The following is a 22,439-nucleotide window of genomic DNA, read 5'->3' on the forward strand; positions in this document are numbered from 1 at the left end:
TAATATTGATACGCAATTAACTTAATATTTTAAATTTCAATATTACAATCGAGGCCAGCCATGAGAATTAATGAATCTTCGGGCTTTAAATTTAATGTTTTCAATATGAAGCAGGAAGTTGTTGAAGAGGAAAACTCAACTCATCAGCAACCGGTTTCACAGGAACCGCAGGGGCATTCATCTTCCACAGGCAATATGATGTCGAGGAATTTCTTCCAGCATGGCCGGGAAGAGTCCCGTTACATCAACGGTCTGATGACTTCTTATGCCGTAGCGGATCAGTTCCGTTCCAGCATGCAGAGCGTGGTTGATATCTATCAAGCCGAAGCTAATATTGCTTCTGCAGCTTCACCGGAGAATTATGCAGCAATGATGCTCGTCGGTATGAAGGCTGAAGAAGCAGCGGAAGAGAAGGCTGAGGATTACGCTGGCGAAAAGATGGAAGATAAATTGGAGCAGGATCGCAAAGAAGAGGAAAAAGAGCAGGACCAGAAGGTCGAGGAAAAGATCGAAGAAAAGCTTATGCCCGAGGGTGCCAAGAAGGTTCTGGATGCTGACACCGATCCCGAAGAGCTTACCGAGGAAATCGCGGAAAAGTCTGAAGAGGTTACGGAAGCCAAGGGTGATAAGATATTAAAAGGTAACGAAGCGGATGAGGGACAGACTGTTGCCGGAAATGTTCAGGCTGCTGAACAGGTCGGTGCGGTTGCCGCTGCTAGTGTCACTCAGCCGGAAGCTGATAAGAAAGTCGAGCTTAACGGAGGTAGCACTCAGACAGTGGAGGACGGAAGCTCTTCCGTGGGGGCAGTTCCGCCGCCGGGTACCTATGTTGATGAAGTTGTTTAGGATTTGAAATTAAGGCTAAAAGTAAATCTCCCTCCGGCATAATGCGAGAGGGAGATTTTCTTATCTATTAAATATTTTAGTTTGAACTTAAGTAAATACAGGTTTATGCCAAATATCATATTGTTGTACTGAGAGACCTACTCTCATTTAATGCTGACTTTTAAAGGAGAAAACATGAAACGTTTATTGTTGTTGCCTGTAATGCTTATTTTCTTATTGAGTGGAACCGCCTTTGCGGAGAATACTTTTAATGCTCAGGGAAGTGTTCTTGTTCCAAATCTTCACGTTTGGTTTATGAGTTCTAATAATTGGGCGTATCCAGGGATGACATTGACCAATATATCTAGTGTCCCTGTGCAGTGCCGTGTGACTTATTATGATCATGACGGAAATGAGCTTACTTATTTAGAGGAGACCTATACTGGCGGAACTGATTTCGTTAAAGTTGCAACCGGCCGTGATTTTGAGATTCCTGCAAAATAGACCCGTTTTAATATGTTAAGGCGACCAAGCAGCCGTATGGTTGCCTATGCACATGCTGTTGTAGAGTGGAAATCTGCTGCTGATCCACTTCTTAGAAAAGCCTTGGTTGGAGGGGCAGAAATACAGCGTTTATATGGAACCTCTAATGGGCCGGCTCTTAGTCAACCTAGATTTCTAATTAATAATGGGGAACCTTTTTAGTTCTTGAAATTCCTTTAGTTAGCTCCGCTACTGGGCATTTTTGCTCATTTATTAAAATTAAAATCTCCCTCCCGCATAAGGCGAGAGGGAGATTTTTTCTGTCTTACTAATAGAGATTCCAATTCTTACTCCGCAGCTTCCCTCAACTCCTTAACTGCCTTGGCATAAGCACGGAACACATTCTCTCTGTTGATGATCCCGATGATCTTGTTGGGATCCTCCTCACTTACAACCGGAATCTGCCCGTAGTCGGTGTCTACGAACTTGAGCAGGGCGGTGTAGAGATCGTCACCAGCTTTTAGGGTGGCGGGCTTGGTGGCCAGATCCTTGGTGAGGATAAGGTCAAAGAGGTCCGGATTGAAGAGATGGTTCCTGACATTCTGGATGGTCAGGATTCCGGTGATAATTCCATCGTCATTTTTGACCGGGAAGTATAGCTCGTTGGTGTTGGCGATGATATCGGTCAATGCCTTGAGCGTGGTTCCTTCTTCAAGGGTGGTTACGCGGCCCGGTTTGTAATGGGTATCCACGTGTAAGCCTTCAAGGATATTGATGGTTTTATCTTCGATATGGGCCGGGGAATCGAATTTACTTTCCACCTGATGCTCATAGAGGGAGAAACTGCGTCCCAGCACGATGCACAGCGCGGAGGCGAGCATGAGCGGAGCCAGCAGTCCGTAACCCTGTGTCAGTTCGCAGACCATGATTAGAGGTCCGATGGGGGCTTTTGCCACCCCGGCAAAGAATGCTGCCATGCCCACCAGTACGTAACCACCGGGCTGGGTGACGATATCCGGGTAATATTTCCCGGCAATCTGGCCCACTATACCGCCGGACATGCCGCCTACGAAAAGCGCGGGCGCGAACATACCGCCGGACATCCCTGAACCGATGGTCATGGAGGTGGCAAGGGTTTTTCCGATGACGATAGCGATCATCATCATGAGCGGAATTTCACCCATGATGGCCATTTCCAGCCATCCGTATCCTCCGGTCAGTACCTGCGGGAAAAACATACCCATGAGTCCCATCATCAATCCACCGAGAGCTGTGGCCCACATGAGGCCGACCCGGTCCCTGATCTGGTTGAATACTGAGTATTTGACGAACCGGAAGGTGCGGATGTACATCCAGCCTGCAAAAGTACAGGCAAAGGCCAGCGCGATGTAGAAGATCAGTTCCCGCGGATCGTGGAAAACAAAGCGCGGAATACCGAAGATCGGCTCTGTGCCGTAGAAAAGTGTGAACAGGGAATAGGATACCACTGAAGAGATGACCGACGGCAGGATAGCCTCGGATTCAAAATCCTCGCGATAGATTACTTCGATGGCGGTCAGCGCGCCGCCCAGCGGGGCACGGAAGATCGCGCCCAGACCACCGGCAGCACCGGAAAGGAGCAGGATTCTACGTTCTTTTGTGGAAAGTTTCAGCTTTTGAGCCAGCCAAGAACCGACCCCGGCTCCCATCTGGGTGATGGGACCTTCGCGGCCAGCACTACCACCACAGGAGATGGTGAATACAGAGCTGATCCCTTTGATGATCGGGACGATGGGCCGCATGAGTCCGCTACCCTGATGGAAACATTTGATGGTCGCGTCAGTGCCGTCAGTGCCGCCGGAAATGGTTTCAGGGATATATTTGTTGACCAGCCACCCGGTAATCAGCCCGACAATAGTCAGGCAGATGGGGATGGTCCAGGTGCGCAAATGTTCGCCGGGAGGGCCGTGGAAAAGCTCTTCCCCTTCGGGGGCGGGCAGGGAAAGTCCTGCCAGTTGGTTCATGAAAAAATGTTTACCCAGTTCTACCGCGCCGAAAAAAAGCACGGCTACGATGCCGGAAAGAATACCGACCACTACACCGAGAACAAGCCAGCGGAAGTGGCTGACCTTGCGGTAGGAGCGGACGAGATCTTTCCACATATGCACATTGAGAAAAGGGCTCATTAATCTGCTCCTGATTCTGACTCGCTCAGATGCAGGCCGGGGCGAACCTGAGATTCGGGGTAGGAAAGGATTTCGCGGGCAAGGTCGATATCAATGCCGATACGTTCCTTGAGTTCATCCAGACCGTTGAATTTCTTTTCAGAACGGATACGCTGGATGAAGTGGACGCGAATGTCCTTGCCGTAAATATCTTCAGAAAAATCGAGAATGTGGGCTTCCACGGAAAGGGCTTCATTGCCGAAGGTGGGATTCTTACCGATGTTGGCAACACCGGGCAGGACCTTACCTTCGACTTCCACGCGGATGGCATAGACCCCTTTCTTGGGGAAAAGCTCATCTTCGAGCTTGATGTTGGCAGTGGGGAACCCGAGCAGCCTGCCGCCCCTGTTCATGCCGTGCACAACTTCACCACGCACCTGATAAAAACGTCCCAGCAGTGGACGTACATCCCAGACATTACCTTCGCTGACTAAGTCGCGGATACGCGAAGAACTTACCACAGCATCGTTGATGATGACCGGGTCGAGCCGTTCAATGCCGTATTCATATTTTTGGCCCAGTTCCAAGAGGGTTTCGTAGTTGCCGCTACGGCCTTTGCCCAGAGCGTAGTCGTAGCCTACAACCATCTCTTTCATACCCAGTGGAGTGATGAGATATTGTTTGATGAATTCTTCAGGAGATAGGGCAGCCATTTCCTTGTTGAAATTCAAGGCCAGAATGATGTCCGGCTTATGTAGGCTTATCAGCTCAAGTTTTTGCGAGGTCAGAGTGATGAAGGGCGGGGTTTTACTGTTTACCAGTACCCGCAGGGGGTGGGGATCAAAGGTTACAACAACGCTGGCAAGGCCGTTGGCCCGAGCCTTTTTGCAGGTGCTGCTGATAAGCTTCTGGTGGCCTTTGTGGACCCCGTCGAAGTTTCCGATAGTTACGCATGCGCCTTTTTCAGGCTTGATTATTTCATCTATTGATTTTGCGATGATCATATTCGCTTCACTTTATATTTAAGGATAGAATTTTGGAAACGAAAACCGTTACCCCAAAAGTCCGCATCATTCAAGCTTTCCCTTGCCCTCTTCCTCGGGCGGTTTCGGGTTGATTGTTTCTTGTAGTATCTTTAGTTCTGCACGTTGTTTTTTTGTTTTTGCCAATCCTTCGGCCTTTTTAAGGTGAAACTGAGCCTGTTTCATATCATGATCGTATAAGGCTGCGTATGCCAACTGGGCGTGTGCTTGAAAATAGTGTCCGGATTCCCCGAGCATTCGTCCGAGATGGTAGTGGATTTCCTGATCATAGGGGACCATTTCCGCGACCCTGCGCATGGTCAGGATGGCCTGTTTGTAATTTTTTCTTACACCCTCAATGCGGGCGATGAAGAACAGAGCCATAACATCGCGAGGATCTCGTAAGTATGCTTCGCGCAGCAGCGGTGATGCCTTATCCATCTTGCCGATAGTAAAGTAAAAGCGGCCTTGCTCTCTTAAGATCAAAGTATCGTCGGGGCAGAGGGCGCGTGCTTTGTTAAATTCCTGTTCCGCAAATTTGTATTTCTTCATGCGGGAGTAAACAATTCCCAAGCCAAGATGGTCTAAGCAGGTCCTTTTATTCTCGGGTATTGCCAGATAATGGGCAAGGGCTACGTCCGGGGAGGTCAACCTTGACCGGATCAAAGTCTGAACTTTGAAGAATGCAGCATCATCATTTTCGCGCTTAAAATAATTCGGTGGCATGCGCTTGAAGCGGTCCTCCAGATAGCCGATACGGGCATCAAGGCCGGGGTGAGTGGAAAGGTAGGTCGGGATATTGGTGTTGCTGATATGCCATTGGCGTTGTTTCATTACTTTGAAGCCATCAACCATGCTTTTGGGATTATAGCCTGCGGCAATAAGGTAGTTCATGCCTAAGTGGTCTGCTTCACGTTCATTCTCTTGAGTGTAGTTCAGGTATGCGCTTTTAGCGCCGCCCATGGAACCCATAGCAATAGCTGAGCCAAGGTTGCCCATATTGCTGCCGCCCCCGGCAATGCCGACCAGCATTCCGGCAAGTGTGCCGAGCATGCTGGCAAAGTTGACCATTTTCATTTTTTCCATGCGTCGGGCCACATGGCGCAGGGATACGTGGGCAAGTTCGTGACCGATTACCGCTGCAAGCTCTGCCTCATGCTTCATGTTCAGGATCAGTCCGGTGTAAACATATACATATCCGCCCGGAACAGCGAAGGCGTTCATGGCATTGTTGCGGATAACTGTGGCTTTGATGGGAAACGGCTGGGGCGGAATATGCTTGGCGATGCGATCCACAAGGTTTTTCACATAGCCCTCAATTTGGGGATCAAGAATAACCGGAAGCCTGCTGCGAACCATCTTATCGAATTCTCGACCGAGCCTGATTTCGTCGGAGACCGTAAAATCGCCAAAAAGCGAGTTTGCCGTGGCCTGCGGAGTCATCCAGAAACTGAAAAAAAAGATCAGTATTAATGAAGTGGCCTGAAGGATTATTTTGTTTCTGATAGGCATACTAAAATATATTTGATTTAGAGATGATGTTGATTATTTTGATTTATGAGGAAGAGAGTAAGTTTTGAATGGATGGTTGTAAAGAAAGGAAGCAAAAAGAAAACCCCGCAGAAAAAATCTGCGGGGTTAATAATTCTTTATGGGATGGACTGATTATTTGCCCATCATATCGAAGAATTCTTCGTTGTTTTTTGTGCCCTTCATCTTATCCAGCAGGAATTCCATGGAATCGATGGAGTTCATGGGTGCAAGCAGTTTACGCAGGATCCAGACCTTGTTGAGTACGCCGTCGTCAAGAAGGAGTTCTTCTTTACGTGTGCCGGAACGATTGATGTCGATAGCCGGGAATACACGTTTTTCAGAGAGCTTGCGGTCAAGGTAGAGATCCATGTTACCGGTACCTTTAAACTCTTCAAAGATGACTTCATCCATGCGGGATCCGGTATCGATGAGTGCGGTGGCAATGATGGTCAGGCTGCCGCCTTCTTCGATGTTACGGGCTGCGCCGAAGAATCTTTTGGGGCGCTGCATGGCGTTAGCGTCCAGACCACCGGAAAGAACCCTGCCGGAGGAAGGGGTTACGGCGTTGTACGCGCGTCCGAGACGGGTGATGGAGTCGAGCAGGATGACAACGTCACGTTTACGCTCAACAAGGCGTTTTGCCTTTTCAAGGACCATCTCGGTAACCTGCACATGGCGCTGCGGAGGCTCGTCAAAAGTGGAGCTGACCACTTCGGCCTTAACAGTTCTGGCCATGTCGGTAACTTCTTCGGGGCGTTCGTCGATGAGCAGCACAATGAGATCAACGTCAGGATGATTGGCGTTGATGGAGTTTGCGATGTTCTGCAACATCATGGTCTTACCTGTACGGGGCGGTGCAACGAGCAGTGCGCGCTGGCCGCGTCCGATGGGGGAAAGAATATCGATTACCCGGGAACTGAAATTTTTGGGACCGTTTTCCATTTTAAAACGGTTGTCCGGATACACGGGGGTGAGGTTGTCGAAAAGTACCAGATTTCTGGAATGTTCCGGAGCCTCAAGCCCGATTTCATTTACCCTGAGCAGGGCAAAGTAGCGTTCGCCTTCTTTAGGAGGACGGATCTGGCCGGATATGATGTCACCCTTACGCAGACCGAATCTTCTGATCTGGGAAGGTGAAACGTAAATATCGTCCGGTCCGGGCATGTAGCTGTAGGTCGGGGAACGCAGGAAACCGAAACCGTCGGGAAGGACTTCCAGAACACCTTCGCCGTAAATCTGGCCATTCTGGGAAGCGCAGCCCTGAAGCAGGGCGAAGATCAGTTCCTGCTTGCGCATGCCGCTGGGGTTTTCAACTTTGAATTTAGCTGCCAGATCCATAAGATCAGACATCTTCTTCTGTTTCAGTTCAGTCAGGTTCAGGTTTTCTATTTTTTTATCTTGGCCCATACTGTATAACCGGATTTAAAAGTTAAAAAATATTATTAAGCTAATGGAAAGCAACAGCAATGCATACTTTAGATGATCATGCACTTACCTGAATGCTTTACCTTTAACTGGATGATGAAAATTATATTGGATTTTCCTGAGTGAGGGGCTGTTCTTCTGTTCGAATACAACGATTCTAAGTCGTCTTTGATTCTTGCTCCACCCTAGTCGCAGTGTTTCTTTATAGAGATGCTACACAGGTTTCCCCTGAAGGGGAATAAAGCAACTCCAAAACGTGCAACTCATAGGGCATTAACTGAAAGAATCGTTTATGACAAGTCGTTTGAACAGGATTTTCAGGATTCATCTTCCTGTTTTTCCAGAACGTCAACAAAAAGTGCATTGATCTTTTCCTTGATTTCTTCTTGATCAACACCGAGAGCGAAAGAAAGTTCCATTGAAACCAGGCCCATAGCCTGTTCCAGAAGTCTGCGCTCACCAAAAGAGAGTTCTTTGTCCCGTCCGATCAGGAAGAGCTCCTTGAGTACATATGCTACATCATGAAGATCGCCGCTTTTAAGCTTTTCAGAATACTCACGGTAGCGTCTGTTCCAGTTCTGTCCGGTGTATCCGGTGAAATCAGATCTATCCTTGAGGCTTTCGAAAATCTCCATGCCCGCGTCTTTATCACAAACTGAGCGCAAACCTACGTTGTGCGCGTTCATGACCGGAACCATGAGCGTAACATTGTTACTTAAAATGCGGACAATATAAAACTCGGCAGTTGATCCGCCGATTTCCTGACTTTCAATACGTTCTACTTTGCCTACTCCCTGCGAAGGGTAGACTACCAACTGCTCTAGCTCAAACACTCATGGCTCCTTGGACTTACTAAAGAAATGTTTGGAAGGGTCAATGCGAATTCCGGGAATACTCCGGTATGGTGATGGCGCGATTACGTGTACTTCAGGATTAGCTGAAAACGGGTTTACAGGCCCTTCCAATTTCTTTTACCCTCTTATTGATGTCTATCTTCTATAGAGGGAATTGCTACGAAAAATTATTATAACTGAATTGTGAAAAATAGTCTATGGTTCGGTTTCAGGAACATCGGGCGTGAAACTGTTCATGAACTGAGTTGCCGTTCCTTGGCCCCGCCTGAAATGCAGGTTCAGTCCCTTGATGGCTGCTTGAGACATTTGTCCTGCGACTTCAAGTTCCTGAGAGTTAAACTCTTCAAGGACATAGTCTTTCACTTGTGAGGAAAATTCCGGGCGGCCTATGCCGACCCTGATCCTGAAGAAATTAGGTGAGCCCATTTTCTCCTGAATTGATTCCAAGCCCCGGTGTCCGTTATTACCGCCGCCTTTTTTGAACTTCATCCTTCCGCAAGGGAGATCCAGTTCATCATGGATGACGAATATATTTGATACCGGAATGGAGAACTTTCCGCATATGGCCGCAACTGCTTTGCCGCTCAGGTTCATGTAGGTGAGCGGCTTTGTAACCAGCACATTGCTCCCGGCCATGTTCACGCTGAACAGTTCGAAATCGCCGGATATACCCATTTCTTTGTAGCGCATGTTTTTGCGGGATGCGGACATTTCAGCCAAAGCATCAATAGCCATAAACCCGATATTGTGTCTGGTTTTGGCATATTCGGGGCCGGGGTTACCCAGTCCTGCGATAAGTGCTTTGTATTCCATGATTGTATCCCTGCTTAACAAACGGCAAAGGCCCCGGATAAACCGGGGCCCGAAAATGAATATATTGCTTTAGGCTTATTCGTCAGCTGCTTCTGCTGAATCTTCGCCTTCCTCTTCTTCAGAAGAACCGCGTCCTGCGGCACAACGAACGAGTGCAAAGTTGCTGTCGTGCTGTACGGTTGCGCCACCATCCAGTTCGATTTCGTTTACGAATACGGTGTCGCCAACGTTCATGGTGTCGATGTTTACAACGATTTCAGCAGGAATGGTTGCTGCGGTACAAGCTACGGTCAGCTTTTCGCGGTAGATAGCCATGCGACCACCGAGTTTAACACCGGGTGCAGTACCTTCAGTCACAACGGGAACGTCGATCTTGAGGGGACGGTCAGCGGAAACGCCGAGCAGGTCGATGTGGTTGGGACGGGGACGAACGGGGTCCATCTGGATTTTCCAGATCAGAGTGTCGTAGGTCTTACCATCAACTTCAAGGCTGAAGACACGGGTAGTGCCGATCTGGCGATACAGTTTAACGAATTCAATTTCGTTAACGGAAAGGATCAGGTTTTCGCCGTCCTGAGAATAGAAGACAACGGGAACCATACCCTGATTGCGAAGCTGACGGTTTGCGGATTTACCTGTTTTGGTACGCACATCAGCTTTGAAGGTTACTTTTTCAGACATTATGTTCTCCTTATGGTTAACCTGCTGTCGCTCGAAATGACCGACAGAGGGTGGGAATAGGCGTAATTAAACGAAGAGTACGCTTACAGAAGACTCGGTGTGCACGTTGTGGATACACTTGGCGAGGATTCCGGCAACGGATTTCACTTTGATCTTGCCGCCGCTCTTAGCGATTTTTTCTTCGGGGACAGGCAGGGTGTTGGTTACAATCACCTCGGAAAAAGGTGCTGCGGCCAGCCTGTCGATAGCCGGTCCGGAAAGAACCGGGTGGGTTGCGCAGGCGATTACGTCTTTTGCACCATGGTCTATAAGAACCTTGGCTGCCTGACACATGGTGCCTGCGGTATCGATCATGTCGTCCATGACCACGCAGACTTTATCTTTTACTTCGCCGATGACGTGCATTGCTTTGGCCTGGTTGGGAGCATCGCGACGTTTGTCCACAATTGCCAGTCCGGCATTGAGGCGTTTGGCGTATGCTCTTGCGCGTTCGGTTCCTCCTGCATCAGGGGAAACCATGACCATGTCATCGTCACGGGTGCGCAGTTCGTCCAGAAGGACGGGCGCTGCATAAATATTGTCTACCGGGAGGTTGAAAAAGCCTTGGATCTGGCCTGCGTGCAGGTCGATAGTGACCAGACGCTGCATACCGGCAACGGTCAGGCAGTCGGCACAGAGTTTTGCACTGATTGGTGCACGGGGAGAAACCTTGCGGTCCTGTCTGGCGTAACCGTAATAGGGAACAACTGCGGTTACTCGGCGGGCACTTGCTCTTTTAAGTGCGTCCAGCATGAGGCAAAGTTCCATGAAGTGAAAGTTCACCGGATCACAGGTGGACTGGACTATGAAAACATCACAGCCGCGGACATTGTCCTGAATCTCAATGCGAATTTCACCATCACTGAATTTTTCACGCAGGCAAGGAGTAAGTTTGCTGCCGAGATGGTCACAGATTGCTTCTGAAAGCGCCAGATTTGACGAGCCGCTGATAATCTTAAGTTCACCGTTCATGTCGGTCTCCAACTTGACCTCTCGGAAAGAGAAATAAATTTGGCAGGGATGGAAGGACTTGAACCCTCGAATGCGTGGACCAAAACCACGTGCCTTACCAACTTGGCGACATCCCTGCACATATTATATGGAAATATGTACTATATTAAAATTAAGAAAACGTGTGAAGAACAGATTCGACTTTCATCGATTTTAAGCCTGATGCAGCTTTTTTTGCTGCGCCTCTTTCCCTAAAGAATGAGATCACGCTGGCTCCGCTTCCGCTCATTACAGCTCCGCAGGCTCCGTTTTTCAGTAAGTATTCTTTTGTCTCCCTGATTTTGGGAAACTCTGGAAGAACAACCTCTTCAAAGTCATTGAACAAAGTTACCTTCGTTTGGGAGGCCGTTCTATTATTACCGCTGGCTGACGTTGTCAAGTCAAAGGCGTCACTTTTTTTCAAATTAGTGGATTGATCTCGGTTGGACCATGCCTTGTATGCCCACACGGTATTTACGTGCACATCCGGGCAGGCTAATAACGCGGTCAGGCCGGAAAGGTCAACCTCTACGGGGAATAAAATTTCACCAATTCCTTTCGCCCATGCCGGACCGTCCAGCAAAAAGAAGGGCACATCCGCGCCAAGCCCCGCAGCCAGTGCGTTTAGCTTGTCGTGCGCAAGACCCGGACTTTTCGGGTGGTTATTTAAGAAACGGAGCATGGAAGCCGCATCGGAGCTGCCGCCGCCAAGTCCTGCACCGGTGGGGGTGCGTTTGGTCAATTCTATATGCAGGCCAGGACGGAATCCGGTGGCTTCGCTGTATTTATCCCAAGCCTTGTAAATAAGATTATCTTCCGCAGGAAGGTCGAATTCTGCACAATGAATGGTACATCCTTCTCCGGTTTCCGTTACCTCCAAAGTGTCGGCCAGTGCCGGGAAGGGATGAAATAGGGTCTCCAGCTCATGATAACCGTCTTCCCTTTTGCCAACAATTTTTAGGTAAAGGTTGACCTTAGCCGGTGCGGTAAGAATTATTTTCGTCATGGGCAGTCTAATAACGTAAAGAGCTTGAATTAGGAAGCCCGTCCTGAGCAGTTTCAGGACGGGCTGTTTGTTGGAGAGCTAGCAACAGTCGGGAGACTATTTGTCTTTCAATTCTATGGTGCGGAATATGTTATGACCCTGACGTTTCAGGAGCAGCATTACCAGTCCGCGCTTTTTGCCTTCGGTGTTGATTATCTTCTGGAGATCTTTGATGGAATTAACCTTGTGTTGATTGGCTTCCAGAATCACATCCCCTACAGCGATAGCGGCTTCTTCGGCAGGAGTTTCCTGCATAACTTCTATGACCAGCAGCCCTTCAGGTCTTTCAAGACCGAGGGATTGGGCTTCGGCTTTACGGTTGACCCTGCGGACTACCAGCCCGAGGTCATCAAGGTTTTCTTCAGCAGCCTTGGGGGATATCTTTTCAGCTTCGGCTACAACATTCTTGCCGTTGCGTTCGCCAAGCACGATGCGCAGGTTCTTTTCGCGTCCCTTGCGCCATACTTTAATACTTACGGCTTTGCCCGGGGGCAGTGCTGCCACGGTTCGCAGCAGGTCGTTGGTGTCGTCGATTTTTTCACCACTAACCTTGAGGATGACGTCGCCGACTTTCATGCCGCCCTTATCCGCGGGATCGCCGGGGTTGACGGAGTTGACCAATGCGCCGGTTTCTTCTTTGAGACCGAGGGCTTTTGCGGTCTTTGCGTCAGCGTCCTGAATGGTTACGCCGAGCCAGCCGCGGCTGACTTTATGATCAGTCTTGAGCTGAGAGATAATATTTTCAGCCATATTACTGGGGATGGCAAAGCCGATTCCCTGACCGCTGGCGATGATGGCCGTATTGATACCGATGACACGTCCCTTGAGATCGATGAGCGGACCGCCGGAGTTTCCGGGGTTGATGCTGGCATCAGTCTGGATGAAATTGTCAAAGGGCCCTGCGCCGATGATACGGCCCTTGGCACTGATAATTCCCTTGGTCACGGTGTGTCCCAGACCGAAGGGGTTACCGATAGCCAGTACCCATTCCCCTACTTCGGCTTTTTCCGAATTGGCGAAATCAAGGAAGGGCAGGTCTTTTTTTACTTCTATTTTTAAGAGGGCAAGGTCGGTTTCTTTGTCACGGCCGATGATTTTTGCCGGGTATTCGTGCCCGTCATTCTGTAGTTTTACCGTGATTTCATCCGCAGAGGCGACCACGTGGTTGTTGGTGACTACGTAACCATCTTTGGAAATGATAAAACCTGAACCCAGCGAACCGGTTTTGCGTTTCTGCTTGGGCTGTTTGCCGTTTCCGCGATTATTGAACTGTTTGAAGAAGTCTTCAAAAGGGTTGTTTTTGCCTTTGCCGTGGAATTTGAAAAAGTCTTCCATGGGATTTCCCACTTCGACCATTTTCACGGTGTTAATGTTGACCACGGCAGGACCGCATTTCTTTGCCAGATCGACAAAGGAAGGCAGCCCATCTGCCTGAGCGTATACGGGCAGGATGAGTACAATGATGAGAGCGAGTAATCCAATGTAGCGTTTTAATTTCATGTAACCTCCTCATAATACCGCCCGGAAAACGGGATAGGCGGCACTCCTGAGTATAGTCTTGTTTTTTTAAATGTAAATAGTGTGGTGGAGATTATAAAACGGTGTTTATCTCGTTCGGTTCTGGACATTACTCAAAAAAATCGAGTAATGTTATTAATAGAAAACTTTTTCAAATGAACAGTATTCGGCTAATTAATCAGGGGTGGCTGTTTCATGAAATCATTACGAAATTTTCGATCTGCTTTATCCGACAAAAAGAAATTTTTGAAGGTCGCAGTCCTTTTTTTGCTGATTATCATGACTGTGTGGGTCGTCCTTTTTTATGTGGCGCGACAATATATCGTCACTCAGGCGGAGGACAAGATCAAGGAGATTCTGTTGGTCCACAAAGGGATGCACCATTATGTGCAGGAAATTATGCACCCGGCATTATACAAGTATAAGGATGGTAAAAAGATAACAGAAGATTTTTACGCGCCGGAGCTTTTTTCCTCTTCTTTCATAATCAGGAATCTGCACGGATTTTATAATCAGGAAAAAAGTGCTGCCGGAGATGATGAAGTCTATTACAAGATGGCGGCCAACAACCCTCGCAATAAAGTTAACAAGGCAGATCCACTTGAATGTGATTTGATTGAGATGTTCAATAAGAACCGGGATATGAATGAATACCGGGATATTGTCAGTGTCAATGGAACACAATATTTGTACGTAGCAATTCCTTTTCTTGAGAACACTAAGGGGTGCCTTGTCTGCCATGGTAAGCGCGAAGATGCCCCGGCTCAGTTGCGTGAAATATATAAGGGGGCCGGGGGGTATGACGAGGAACTAGGAATTGTCAGGGCAGTAATCTCAATCAGGGCTCCTTTGAATAAAGAACTCCTTGATATGTACATCGTCGGTGTAGCTCTGTTTTCCGGGGTGGCGGTTCTTGTGGGATCGCTTCTTTTCAGTAACAAGCTAAGGGGAGTGGTTAACAGGCGGACCGCCAAGTTAAAGCAGGAAATTGAAGTGCGTACACAGGCGGAGCAGGAAGTGGAAAAGCTGCGCAATTATCTTTCCAACATTATTGATTCAATGCCCTCGCTAATAATCGGGGTTACCCCTGACGGGATTGTTACCCAATGGAACATTAAAGCGGGCCGCGATTTCGGGGTATTAAAAGAAGAAGCTCTTGGCAAGCCGTTAGGGCTTGTCGCCCCTCGTTTAGCGGATGAAATGGACAGGGTGCGTAAGGCCGTGCAATCCCGCACTGTGCAATGTGAATCCAAGCATGTGCGTAGGGAAAACGGGGATGTTCAGTACGAGGATATTACTATTTATCCTTTGCTCGCCAACGGTGTTGAAAGTGCCGTTATCCGTATTGATAATGTGACGGAGCGAGTGAATCTGGAGCAGGTCTTGGTCCAGTCTGAGAAAATGATGTCTGTGGGCGGGCTTGCCGCGGGAATGGCTCATGAAATTAATAATCCGCTGGCTGGGATACTCGGTAGTGCATACAACATAAAGAAGCGGGTCTTTGCCGACCTAAAAGCCAACCGGAACGCGGCCGATGAGTGCGGGGTCCACCTTGAACTTGTTCAGGAATACTTGAAGATGAGAAAGGTTGACCGGATGCTTGAATCAATTCAGGAGAGCGGCAAACGTGCGGCTTCAATTGTTGAGAATATGCTCAGCTTCAGCCGTAAGACTGACAGGAAGATGGATTTGTTTGACCTCTCTACTCTTATAGATAAAACACTTGATCTGGCAGCCAATGACTATAATTTAAAAAAACTGTACGATTTTAGACATATAAAAATAGTGCGCGAATTTAAGCCGGGAATGAACCGGGTTTTGTGCGACGGTAATGAAATGCAGCAGGTCTTTTTAAATTTGTTCAAGAATGGTGCAGAAGCCATGACCGAAAAAAACTACGGTGACGACAAACCCTGTTTTCATTGCAGAGTCTTCGAGGAAGACGGGCTGGCCGTTGTGGAGGTTGAAGATAATGGTCCAGGAATAGACGAAGCTACCCGTCTACGGATTTTTGAACCGTTTTACACCACTAAGTCTGTGGGCAAGGGGACCGGACTGGGGCTTTCTGTTTCCTATTTTATCATTGCCGATCAGCACAATGGCAGTATGACCGTTGAGTCGAAACTCGGAGAAGGAACTAAGTTTATTATCAGACTTCCTTTTGATGACGAGACCGACAAAGCTTAGTTGCTTATTTTTTTCGCACAACGCAGGCCCGGTAGGTTCTTTTCTGCCTGCCGATTGATGATGCTGTAAAGTTCAAGAAGTTGAGTTGTTCAAATCCGTGACTCAGATACAGTTTGTCCAGAGCATCTTGTGAATGGCGGTGGAATTTTATTTTTGGATTTTGTTCTTTCTGGCAGCTCAAGGCATATCCGTCCGGTTCATCTGCGTTTGCATCTGCCACTACAAAGGCAAAAATCCCATCTTTAATCAGCACACGGTTTACTTCTGAGAAAAGAACCCCAAGATCACTGAAAAGATGGGTCAATCCGGTGCAAACAGCATGATTTATTGATTCCTTTTCCAGCGGATACGGAGCAATGCTGATGTCATGTTTTGCAAGGCTGCTTGCAAATGCTTTGTCTGCGCAGACCTCAAGCATTTCATTCGAAAAATCAAGGCCGTGGACTTCAAGTCCGGCTTGATGAAAAAGAATTGATGACAGACCTGTGCCGATACCAACATCAAGGATACTTTCGCCCGGAGTTACATAGCGGAAAGCAAGGCCGAATACGATGTCCGGGTCCAGCCAGTTGGCTTTTAGAGATTTCTGGTCATACTGCTGTACATGATCCCCGGTGAATGCTTTTCTTACCGTGGTTTTGCTTTTCATTTTTTACTCATATTTTGGATTCTAGGTTTAAATGAAAAGAGCTTAGTTGTGTGGTTGTGTGATTTCTACCCTGAAAGCAAATTTTTTCGCCCGAATTATGATGTATCGTGATGTGAGCTTACTACAGGTCCAGTGGTTCCCCGTTTTTGAACACCGCACGCACTTCCAGTGAATTTGTTTCCAAGGCCACCAGATCAGCCCTATATCCCTTTGCTATCCGTCCGAATTCATGATCGATACCGATAGCTTGGGCTGGATACAGGGAGGTCATGCGTAAGGTTTCATCCAGTTCAATGCCCACATGGTGAACGCAATTGTAAACCGCTTTGTCCATGGTCAGCATGGAGCCTCCGATGGTGCCGTCAGCTGCTGCGCATTTGCCATCCTTAACATAAACAGTCTGGTTGCCGAGCACGAATTCGGTCTGTTCGGAAACAATTGCGGATGTAGCGTCGGTGATACAGAAAAGTTTGTTGCCCACGATATTTTTGGCAAGCTCCACATTATCCCATGAAACATGCACTCCATCCACGATGATCCCGGTCCACGGTTTTTCAAGGTAAACGGCCCCGACAAGGCTTGGTTCGCGGCCCTGAAGCGGTTCCATACCGTTGAAAAGATGGGTGGCCATACTTATGCCGGCCCGGAACATTTCCCGTGCCCGGGGGCAGGGTGCAGCACTGTGTCCGGCGGAAACCCTGATTCCGGTATCTTCAAGCATGCTTACCTGTTCTGGTGAAACCACTTCCGGGGCCATAGTGCACATTCTGGTTACTTCCGGCCCGAGTTCCACAATGCGTAAAAGAACTTTTTCATCCGGGGATTTGATCATCTCCGGGTTGTGGATGCCTTTGCGTTTGCGGCTAAGGTATGGACCTTCCAGATGCAGTCCGAGCACTATGTCCGGTGAATTTAACCGATATTCTCGGACCACTTCCATGGCCTTGAGCATGTCTTCTTCCGGCGCGCTGACCAGTGTGGGCAGGAAGGAGGTACAGCCTGTAGAGATAATCGCGCCGGACATACGCTCCAGCGTTTCTCCTGAAATGTCGTCATTGAAAAATACGCCTCCGCAGCCGTTGAGCTGGAGGTCTATGAATCCGGGGGCAAGGATTGCCCCTTCAAGATCTATCCGTTTTGTTTTAGCTGGTATGTCTTCCGGTTCAACCACTGCGCTGATGCGCTTTCCGTTGATTAGCACTGCTGAATTATTCAGTACTTCATTGCCCGTATATATTTTGCAATTTACAAGTGCGTACATGTTGCCGCCTATTTGGGTTCTTGCAGGTTGTCTGCTTCTATCTGCTTAAAATATTTCAGCGTCTTTACTTTCAGTTCCATGGTGGCATTTTCGTCACAGACAAGGATGCCTTTGCGGTGCAGTTGCAGGGCCGAGACGGTCCAGAGGTGGTTTACACCGTGTTCTACCGCATATGATACGGCCAGAGCTTTGTTCAGGCCGGAAGCAAGGATGATAACTTCTCTTGAGTCGAGCAGGGTCCCGACCCCTACGGTGAGAGCGTATTTAGGCACGGTCTCCATGTTGTCATCGAAAAAACGGGAGTTGGCCGTACGGGTTTCAACGGTTAGAGTCTTGATACGGGTACGGGAGGAAAGTGAAGAGGCCGGTTCGTTGAAGGCTATATGTCCGTCGGTTCCCACGCCGCCGACGAAAATATTAACTCCGCCGTAATTCTTTATTTTCTGTTCATAAGCTTCACATTCCGCTTCCGGGTCGGGGGCATTGCCATCCAGCAAATTTATGTTGTTTTTTGGGATATCTACATGGTTGAAAAAGTTATCATACATGTAATAGTGATAGCTTTGGGGATGGTCTTCGGGTAGGCCGACATATTCATCCATATTAAATGTTATGACATGCTCGAAGCTGACCTTTCCGGCTCGATGCAGGTTTATCAGTTCGTTGTACATGCTTATGGGGGTCCCCCCGGTGGGCAGTCCCAGCACAAAGGGTTTTTCTTTGCTGGGGGAAAAGTTTTTGATTTTTCCTGCTACATAATGGGCGGCCCACCAGCCCGGATTGTTTATAACTGGAATGAGTCTCATGCTTTCCTCCATGTACTAAAAAACATTCCTTTGATGCTAAAAGTATTCATCGTGAGGGGAATAAATCAACTTATTATACTTTTTTTTATGATTAAAAAAAATAAATAAAGTTGAGGTGGTCGGTACGAGCTAGTATTGTCCAAATCAGTACTCAAATATTAGAGGGCTGGCGGACATGGATGAAAGGGAAACCGTGTCCGGGGTAATCAACAATTTGCCAGGAGTGATGTTATGAGGATTTTGGAAGGATTGCAGAAACTGGGTCGTTCATTAATGCTACCCATCGCTGTGCTGCCGGTGGCGGCCTTGATGCTGCGTCTGGGGGCCGGAGACCTGCTTGATATTCCATTTGTTTTTCAGGCCGGGAATGCAATTTTCTCCAATCTGCCGCTGATATTCGCCATCGGTGTGGCTGTAGGTCTTTCCAAAGATAATGCAGGTGCTTCGGCTCTGGCTGGGGGGATCGGCTACCTTGTTTTTACCGCCGCCATCGGCAGTTTGAATAAAGATATTAATATGGGGGTTCTTTCCGGGATCATCATGGGTATTTGCGCCGGACTGCTTTACAACCGCTTTTACAATATAAAACTGGTGGAGTGGCTGGCTTTCTTCGGTGGACGAAGATTTGTCCCGATTGCTACTTCCGGTTGTGCACTGGTCTTGGCATATCTTTTCAGTTTCGCCTGGCCTCCCATTCAGGGCGTGATCGACGCTGTCGCTAACTGGGTTATCGGTTCCGGTCCTGTGGGAACTTTTGTTTATGGTACCCTGAATAGGCTGCTCATCCCCACCGGATTGCATCACATTATGAACAACATTGTCTGGTTCCAGTTTGGTGATTTCACTAATGCCGCCGGGCAGGTTGTGCACGGTGACCTGCATAGATTTTTTGCCAGTGACCCCACTGCCGGTGGATTTATGTCCGGTTTTTTCCCGATTATGATGTTCGGTCTTCCCGCTGCTGCACTGGCTATTTACCGGACCGCCAAGCCTGAAAACCGGGCCATGATCGGTGGTATCCTTTTTTCCGTAGCCTTTACCGCTTTTCTTACCGGTGTGACTGAACCCATCGAATACATGTTCATGTTCATTGCTCCGGCTCTTTATGCTGTACATGCATTGTTGACCGGGGTGTCACTGGCCTTGTGTTCCATCTTTAACATTAAGCTGGGATTCGGTTTTTCAGCTGGTGCCATCGACTATGTGCTGAACTATGGACTGGCCACCAATCCCCTGATGGGACTGGCTCTGGGCGGCGTATTTTTTGTGGTTTATTATTTCCTTTTTACTTTTGCCATTAAGTTTTTTGATCTTAAGACTCCCGGTCGTGAAGAGGATGATACCCTTGTTCCGGTCGATATTTCCGATGAAGATACCCTTAATCTGGCTCAGTCCTGCATCCGTGAACTTGGTGGGCCTGCAAACCTTGTTAATATTGATTCATGTATCACCAGACTTCGTTTGGAAGTGAAGGACCCGTCTGCTGTAAACGAAGACGGCCTCAAGCGTTGCGGAGCCAAAGGTGTTGTCCGCGTCGGTGAAAAGGGTGTTCAGGTTATTCTGGGTACTCAGGCTGAACTGGTCGCCATGGCCATGGGCGGCATGCAGCGCGAAGAGAGTGAGCTTGCAGCAGAAGGCAGCATCGCTCTTTATGCTCCCATCGAAGGTGAGATCGTGTCCATCGAAGACGTGCCTGATCCGGTTTTCGCGGATAAGGTCGTGGGTGACGGCGTGGCGATTATTCCTTCCGGTGACACCATGTGTGCCCCTGCGGACGGTGTGATTGGAAAGATTTTCAAGGCTAACCATGCCTTCAGCATGGAAACTGAAGATGGAGTTGAACTTTTTGTTCATTTCGGTATTGATACCGTTGCGCTCAAAGGAGAAGGCTTCACCCGTGTGGCTGAAGAAGGTGCATCCGTTAAGAAGGGCGATCCGGTGATCCGCTACGATCTCGCTCTGCTGCGTGAAAAGGTAAGTTCTGTGGTAACTCCTGTTGTTGTAAGCAATGTTGATGATTATGCTGCAATAACCAAGATGACCGGCAAGGTCGTGATTGGAAGCCCGATCCTGACTCTCAAGAAAAAATAGCAGTTAAAATATTCCGGTCCCGTCATATGGCGGGGTCGGATTAAATAAGAAAAAAGGATGTGAATATGGCTGAAAAGAAAATTACCATCACTGCGGAAGACGGCCTGCACGTCAGGCCTGCATCTGAGTTCGTCAAACTTGCCAAGGGTTATGAAGCCGACATCAAGGTCACTGTTGGCGGCAAATCTGCCAATGCCAAAAGTCTTTTCAAGCTGCAACTGCTGGAGCTGGTCAAAGGTGCGGAGCTGCACCTTGAGGCTTCCGGTAGTGATGAACAGGAAGCAGTGGACAGTCTTGCTGAATTTTTAAGCTCGATCAAATAACCGCGAAATAATCTGAAAAGGTTTGCGGAGGATTTTATGGTTTGCGGAATTGCTGTTTCCCCCGGTGTGGCTCTTGCTACTGCTTTGGTGGTGATGAAAGATGATGTAAGTTTTGATAGGTCGCCTGTGGCTCCCAGAGCTATCGATAAGGAAGTGGAAAGGTTCAAGCTTGCTGTGGAGGAATCCGCAAAACAGTTGACCCAAATTGCGGCACAGGTGGAGAAGAAGCTTGGCGCCGATAAGGCCGCAATCTTTGAGGGACACCTGATGTTGGTGGAAGATGAGGAATTTTCCGAAGCGGTTATCGAGAAGATCCGCGAACAGCGTTTTCCCGCTCCGGCTGCGGTTGAAGACGTCGTCAGCGAACACGCCGCAGCCATGGAAGAACTGGAAGATGAATATCTGCGTGCTCGTGCCGCTGATATTCGTGATCTCGGGCACCGTTTGTTGCTGAATTGTCTGGGTATCTCCCCGCAGGGACTGGAGCTGATTGATGAGGAAGTAATCATCGTTGCTGAGGACCTGACTCCTTCTCAGACTGCCGTTCTTGATACAGCCAAGGTCAGGGGGATCATTACCGAGAAGGGCAACCGCACTTCGCATACTGCCATCATGGCCGCGTCCATGGAAATCCCGGCCATTGTAGCAGCTGAGAATGCCACCTCACTGATTAAGGATGGCGATATGGTAGGTCTCGACGCCGAACATAACCGTATTCTGGTTAATCCCACTTCATCCCAGCTTGATCAGATCAGATATCAACAGGAACAATACCAGATTGAGCGTAAGCAGCTTGAGGAACTCCGTGACCAGCCCGCAATGACCACAGATGGCGTGCAGATCAAGCTGGCAGCGAATATCGGTTCTCCTTCTGAAAGCGGACCTGCTGTTTCCAAAGGTGCTGAAGGCGTGGGGTTGTACCGGGTTGAATTTCTGTTCATGGAAAAGAGTGAATCCCCGGATGAGGAAGAGCAGTATCAGGCTTTTAAGTCCGTGGTGGATGATATGCAGGGCAGGCCTGTGGTTATCCGCACTCTTGATGTGGGCGGGGATAAGGATCTGCCTTATCTGGCCCTGCCGGAAGAGGCCAATCCTTTTCTTGGCTGCCGGGGTATACGGCTTTGTTTTGAGCGTCCCGGATTATTGGTCAAGCAGTTGCGGGCCTTATTGCGGGTCGGAGTGCATGGTGATGTGCGCATCCTGATTCCCATGATTTCAGCTCTTGATGAAGTTCGTAGATTCAAGGAATTTCTGGCTGAAGCTAAGACCTCCCTTGAACATGACGGAATTCCTCACGCGGAAACACTGCCTGTAGGAGTGATGATCGAGACTCCGGCAGCGGTATTCCTTGCTCCGCACCTGATTCGCGAAACCGATTTTTTCAGTATCGGAACTAATGATCTAACTCAGTACACCCTTGCGGTGGACCGCCAGAATGAACGTATTGCCGATTTGTTTGAGCAGCTTTCACCTGCGGTGCTTATGTCCATCAAACAGGCCACTGACGCCGCCCGTGAAGAGGGCAAATCCGTATGCGTTTGCGGGCAGATGGCCGGGGATGTGCTTTCATCGCTGCTGTTGATCGGTCTTGGGGTGGAAGAACTGAGCATGAGCCCGGTTCATATCCCACGGGTAAAGAGTGCCATTCGCAAGCACAGCCGTGCAGAACTGCGTGAGCTTGCGCGCAAGGTTCTGGGGCTGGCTACGGCAGGCGAGGTCCGGGCCAAGCTGGAAAAATATTTGAGATAAT

General features: G+C 48.7%; 19 protein-coding genes and 1 tRNA gene. 6 read left to right on the forward strand and 14 right to left on the reverse strand.

Annotated elements, in window-relative coordinates:
* The first annotated feature begins 60 nt into the window (after positions 1–60).
* Both D0S45_08660 and D0S45_08665 read left to right on the forward strand, forming a co-directional pair.
* A complete protein-coding gene (locus D0S45_08660; protein TIH16478.1) occupies positions 61–846 on the forward strand; it encodes a hypothetical protein in 786 nt (261 codons plus the stop codon).
* A gap of 174 nt (positions 847–1,020) precedes the next feature.
* Positions 1,021–1,329 (forward strand): hypothetical protein, encoded by a 309-nt coding sequence (locus D0S45_08665; GenBank protein ID TIH16479.1) that lies wholly within the window; start codon positions 1,021–1,023, stop codon positions 1,327–1,329.
* 326 nt (positions 1,330–1,655) lie between these two features.
* Here D0S45_08665 and D0S45_08670 read toward each other — a convergent pair whose 3' ends face one another.
* From D0S45_08670 to D0S45_08720, 11 genes are all read right to left on the reverse strand, one after another.
* Positions 1,656–3,473: a chloride channel protein gene (locus tag D0S45_08670; GenBank protein ID TIH16480.1), complete on the reverse strand. Its 1,818-nt coding sequence runs from the start codon at positions 3,471–3,473 to the stop codon at positions 1,656–1,658.
* The gene (locus D0S45_08675; protein TIH16481.1) at positions 3,473–4,456 is read right to left on the reverse strand and encodes a bifunctional riboflavin kinase/FAD synthetase; all 984 of its coding nucleotides are present in this window, start codon (positions 4,454–4,456) and stop codon (positions 3,473–3,475) included. Before D0S45_08675 ends, D0S45_08670 begins: the two co-directional genes overlap by 1 nt.
* Before the next feature lie 66 nt (positions 4,457–4,522).
* Complete coding sequence (locus tag D0S45_08680; protein ID TIH16609.1) at positions 4,523–5,917, reverse strand: peptidase M48 Ste24p; 1,395 nt, start codon at positions 5,915–5,917, stop codon at positions 4,523–4,525.
* A gap of 222 nt (positions 5,918–6,139) precedes the next feature.
* Positions 6,140–7,414, reverse strand: a complete 1,275-nt coding sequence (locus D0S45_08685; GenBank protein ID TIH16482.1) for a transcription termination factor Rho — start codon at positions 7,412–7,414, stop codon at positions 6,140–6,142.
* 335 nt (positions 7,415–7,749) lie between these two features.
* The gene (locus D0S45_08690; GenBank protein TIH16483.1) at positions 7,750–8,265 is read right to left on the reverse strand and encodes a CarD family transcriptional regulator; all 516 of its coding nucleotides are present in this window, start codon (positions 8,263–8,265) and stop codon (positions 7,750–7,752) included.
* Between the two features lie 216 nt (positions 8,266–8,481).
* Positions 8,482–9,099, reverse strand: a complete 618-nt coding sequence (locus D0S45_08695; GenBank protein TIH16484.1) for an aminoacyl-tRNA hydrolase — start codon at positions 9,097–9,099, stop codon at positions 8,482–8,484.
* Between the two features lie 75 nt (positions 9,100–9,174).
* Positions 9,175–9,780 carry a 50S ribosomal protein L25 gene (locus D0S45_08700; GenBank protein ID TIH16485.1) on the reverse strand — a complete coding sequence of 202 codons (606 nt, stop codon included), beginning with the start codon at positions 9,778–9,780 and terminating at the stop codon, positions 9,175–9,177.
* 66 nt (positions 9,781–9,846) lie between these two features.
* Complete coding sequence (locus D0S45_08705) at positions 9,847–10,791, reverse strand: ribose-phosphate pyrophosphokinase (protein TIH16486.1); 945 nt, start codon at positions 10,789–10,791, stop codon at positions 9,847–9,849.
* A 40-nt stretch (positions 10,792–10,831) separates the two neighbouring features.
* Positions 10,832–10,907, reverse strand: a tRNA-Gln gene (locus tag D0S45_08710).
* 35 nt (positions 10,908–10,942) lie between these two features.
* On the reverse strand, positions 10,943–11,815 hold the full coding sequence (locus D0S45_08715; GenBank protein ID TIH16487.1) for a 4-(cytidine 5'-diphospho)-2-C-methyl-D-erythritol kinase: 873 nt from the start codon (positions 11,813–11,815) through the stop codon (positions 10,943–10,945).
* A gap of 96 nt (positions 11,816–11,911) precedes the next feature.
* Complete coding sequence (locus tag D0S45_08720) at positions 11,912–13,354, reverse strand: DegQ family serine endoprotease (protein TIH16488.1); 1,443 nt, start codon at positions 13,352–13,354, stop codon at positions 11,912–11,914.
* Between the two features lie 213 nt (positions 13,355–13,567).
* Between D0S45_08720 and D0S45_08725 the strand changes: the two genes are divergently transcribed.
* Positions 13,568–15,559 (forward strand): DUF3365 domain-containing protein, encoded by a 1,992-nt coding sequence (locus tag D0S45_08725; protein ID TIH16489.1) that lies wholly within the window; start codon positions 13,568–13,570, stop codon positions 15,557–15,559.
* A 4-nt stretch (positions 15,560–15,563) separates the two neighbouring features.
* Here D0S45_08725 and D0S45_08730 read toward each other — a convergent pair whose 3' ends face one another.
* The 3 genes from D0S45_08730 to D0S45_08740 all read right to left on the reverse strand — a co-directional run bounded on the left by D0S45_08730 (position 15,564) and on the right by D0S45_08740 (position 18,275).
* The gene (locus D0S45_08730) at positions 15,564–16,208 is read right to left on the reverse strand and encodes a class I SAM-dependent methyltransferase (protein TIH16490.1); all 645 of its coding nucleotides are present in this window, start codon (positions 16,206–16,208) and stop codon (positions 15,564–15,566) included.
* Between the two features lie 121 nt (positions 16,209–16,329).
* Complete coding sequence (gene nagA / locus D0S45_08735) at positions 16,330–17,469, reverse strand: N-acetylglucosamine-6-phosphate deacetylase (protein TIH16491.1); 1,140 nt, start codon at positions 17,467–17,469, stop codon at positions 16,330–16,332.
* Positions 17,470–17,477: 8 nt separating this feature from the next.
* The gene (locus D0S45_08740) at positions 17,478–18,275 is read right to left on the reverse strand and encodes a glucosamine-6-phosphate deaminase (protein ID TIH16492.1); all 798 of its coding nucleotides are present in this window, start codon (positions 18,273–18,275) and stop codon (positions 17,478–17,480) included.
* A 231-nt stretch (positions 18,276–18,506) separates the two neighbouring features.
* On the opposite strand from D0S45_08740, the gene D0S45_08745 reads away from it, so the two are divergent.
* From D0S45_08745 to ptsP, 3 genes are all read left to right on the forward strand, one after another.
* Positions 18,507–20,366 carry a PTS glucose transporter subunit IIA gene (locus D0S45_08745; protein ID TIH16493.1) on the forward strand — a complete coding sequence of 620 codons (1,860 nt, stop codon included), beginning with the start codon at positions 18,507–18,509 and terminating at the stop codon, positions 20,364–20,366.
* Between the two features lie 65 nt (positions 20,367–20,431).
* The gene (locus D0S45_08750) at positions 20,432–20,689 is read left to right on the forward strand and encodes an HPr family phosphocarrier protein (protein TIH16494.1); all 258 of its coding nucleotides are present in this window, start codon (positions 20,432–20,434) and stop codon (positions 20,687–20,689) included.
* 36 nt (positions 20,690–20,725) lie between these two features.
* On the forward strand, positions 20,726–22,438 hold the full coding sequence (gene ptsP / locus D0S45_08755; protein TIH16495.1) for a phosphoenolpyruvate--protein phosphotransferase: 1,713 nt from the start codon (positions 20,726–20,728) through the stop codon (positions 22,436–22,438).
* The last annotated feature ends 1 nt before the right edge of the window (position 22,439 follow it).

Source organism: Marinifilum sp. JC120, from assembly GCA_004923195.1.
Taxonomy (GTDB): domain Bacteria; phylum Desulfobacterota; class Desulfovibrionia; order Desulfovibrionales; family Desulfovibrionaceae; genus Maridesulfovibrio.

What these genes read in the sequence shown, in the direction of transcription:
- D0S45_08695 (TIH16484.1), bottom strand. Translation starts at nt 9,099, where the DNA reads ATGGAATACAAAGCACTTATCGCAGGACTGGGTAACCCCGGCCCCGAA.
- D0S45_08715 (TIH16487.1), bottom strand. Translation starts at nt 11,815, where the DNA reads ATGACGAAAATAATTCTTACCGCACCGGCTAAGGTCAACCTTTACCTA.
- D0S45_08750 (TIH16494.1), top strand. Translation starts at nt 20,432, where the DNA reads ATGGCTGAAAAGAAAATTACCATCACTGCGGAAGACGGCCTGCACGTC.
- D0S45_08720 (TIH16488.1), bottom strand. Translation starts at nt 13,354, where the DNA reads ATGAAATTAAAACGCTACATTGGATTACTCGCTCTCATCATTGTACTC.
- D0S45_08705 (TIH16486.1), bottom strand. Translation starts at nt 10,791, where the DNA reads ATGAACGGTGAACTTAAGATTATCAGCGGCTCGTCAAATCTGGCGCTT.
- D0S45_08745 (TIH16493.1), top strand. Translation starts at nt 18,507, where the DNA reads ATGAGGATTTTGGAAGGATTGCAGAAACTGGGTCGTTCATTAATGCTA.
- nagA (TIH16491.1), bottom strand. Translation starts at nt 17,469, where the DNA reads ATGTACGCACTTGTAAATTGCAAAATATATACGGGCAATGAAGTACTG.
- D0S45_08680 (TIH16609.1), bottom strand. Translation starts at nt 5,917, where the DNA reads ATGACTCCGCAGGCCACGGCAAACTCGCTTTTTGGCGATTTTACGGTC.
- D0S45_08665 (TIH16479.1), top strand. Translation starts at nt 1,021, where the DNA reads ATGAAACGTTTATTGTTGTTGCCTGTAATGCTTATTTTCTTATTGAGT.
- ptsP (TIH16495.1), top strand. Translation starts at nt 20,726, where the DNA reads ATGGTTTGCGGAATTGCTGTTTCCCCCGGTGTGGCTCTTGCTACTGCT.
- D0S45_08700 (TIH16485.1), bottom strand. Translation starts at nt 9,780, where the DNA reads ATGTCTGAAAAAGTAACCTTCAAAGCTGATGTGCGTACCAAAACAGGT.
- D0S45_08670 (TIH16480.1), bottom strand. Translation starts at nt 3,473, where the DNA reads ATGAGCCCTTTTCTCAATGTGCATATGTGGAAAGATCTCGTCCGCTCC.
- D0S45_08660 (TIH16478.1), top strand. Translation starts at nt 61, where the DNA reads ATGAGAATTAATGAATCTTCGGGCTTTAAATTTAATGTTTTCAATATG.
- D0S45_08740 (TIH16492.1), bottom strand. Translation starts at nt 18,275, where the DNA reads ATGAGACTCATTCCAGTTATAAACAATCCGGGCTGGTGGGCCGCCCAT.
- D0S45_08730 (TIH16490.1), bottom strand. Translation starts at nt 16,208, where the DNA reads ATGAAAAGCAAAACCACGGTAAGAAAAGCATTCACCGGGGATCATGTA.
- D0S45_08725 (TIH16489.1), top strand. Translation starts at nt 13,568, where the DNA reads ATGAAATCATTACGAAATTTTCGATCTGCTTTATCCGACAAAAAGAAA.
- D0S45_08675 (TIH16481.1), bottom strand. Translation starts at nt 4,456, where the DNA reads ATGATCATCGCAAAATCAATAGATGAAATAATCAAGCCTGAAAAAGGC.
- D0S45_08685 (TIH16482.1), bottom strand. Translation starts at nt 7,414, where the DNA reads ATGGGCCAAGATAAAAAAATAGAAAACCTGAACCTGACTGAACTGAAA.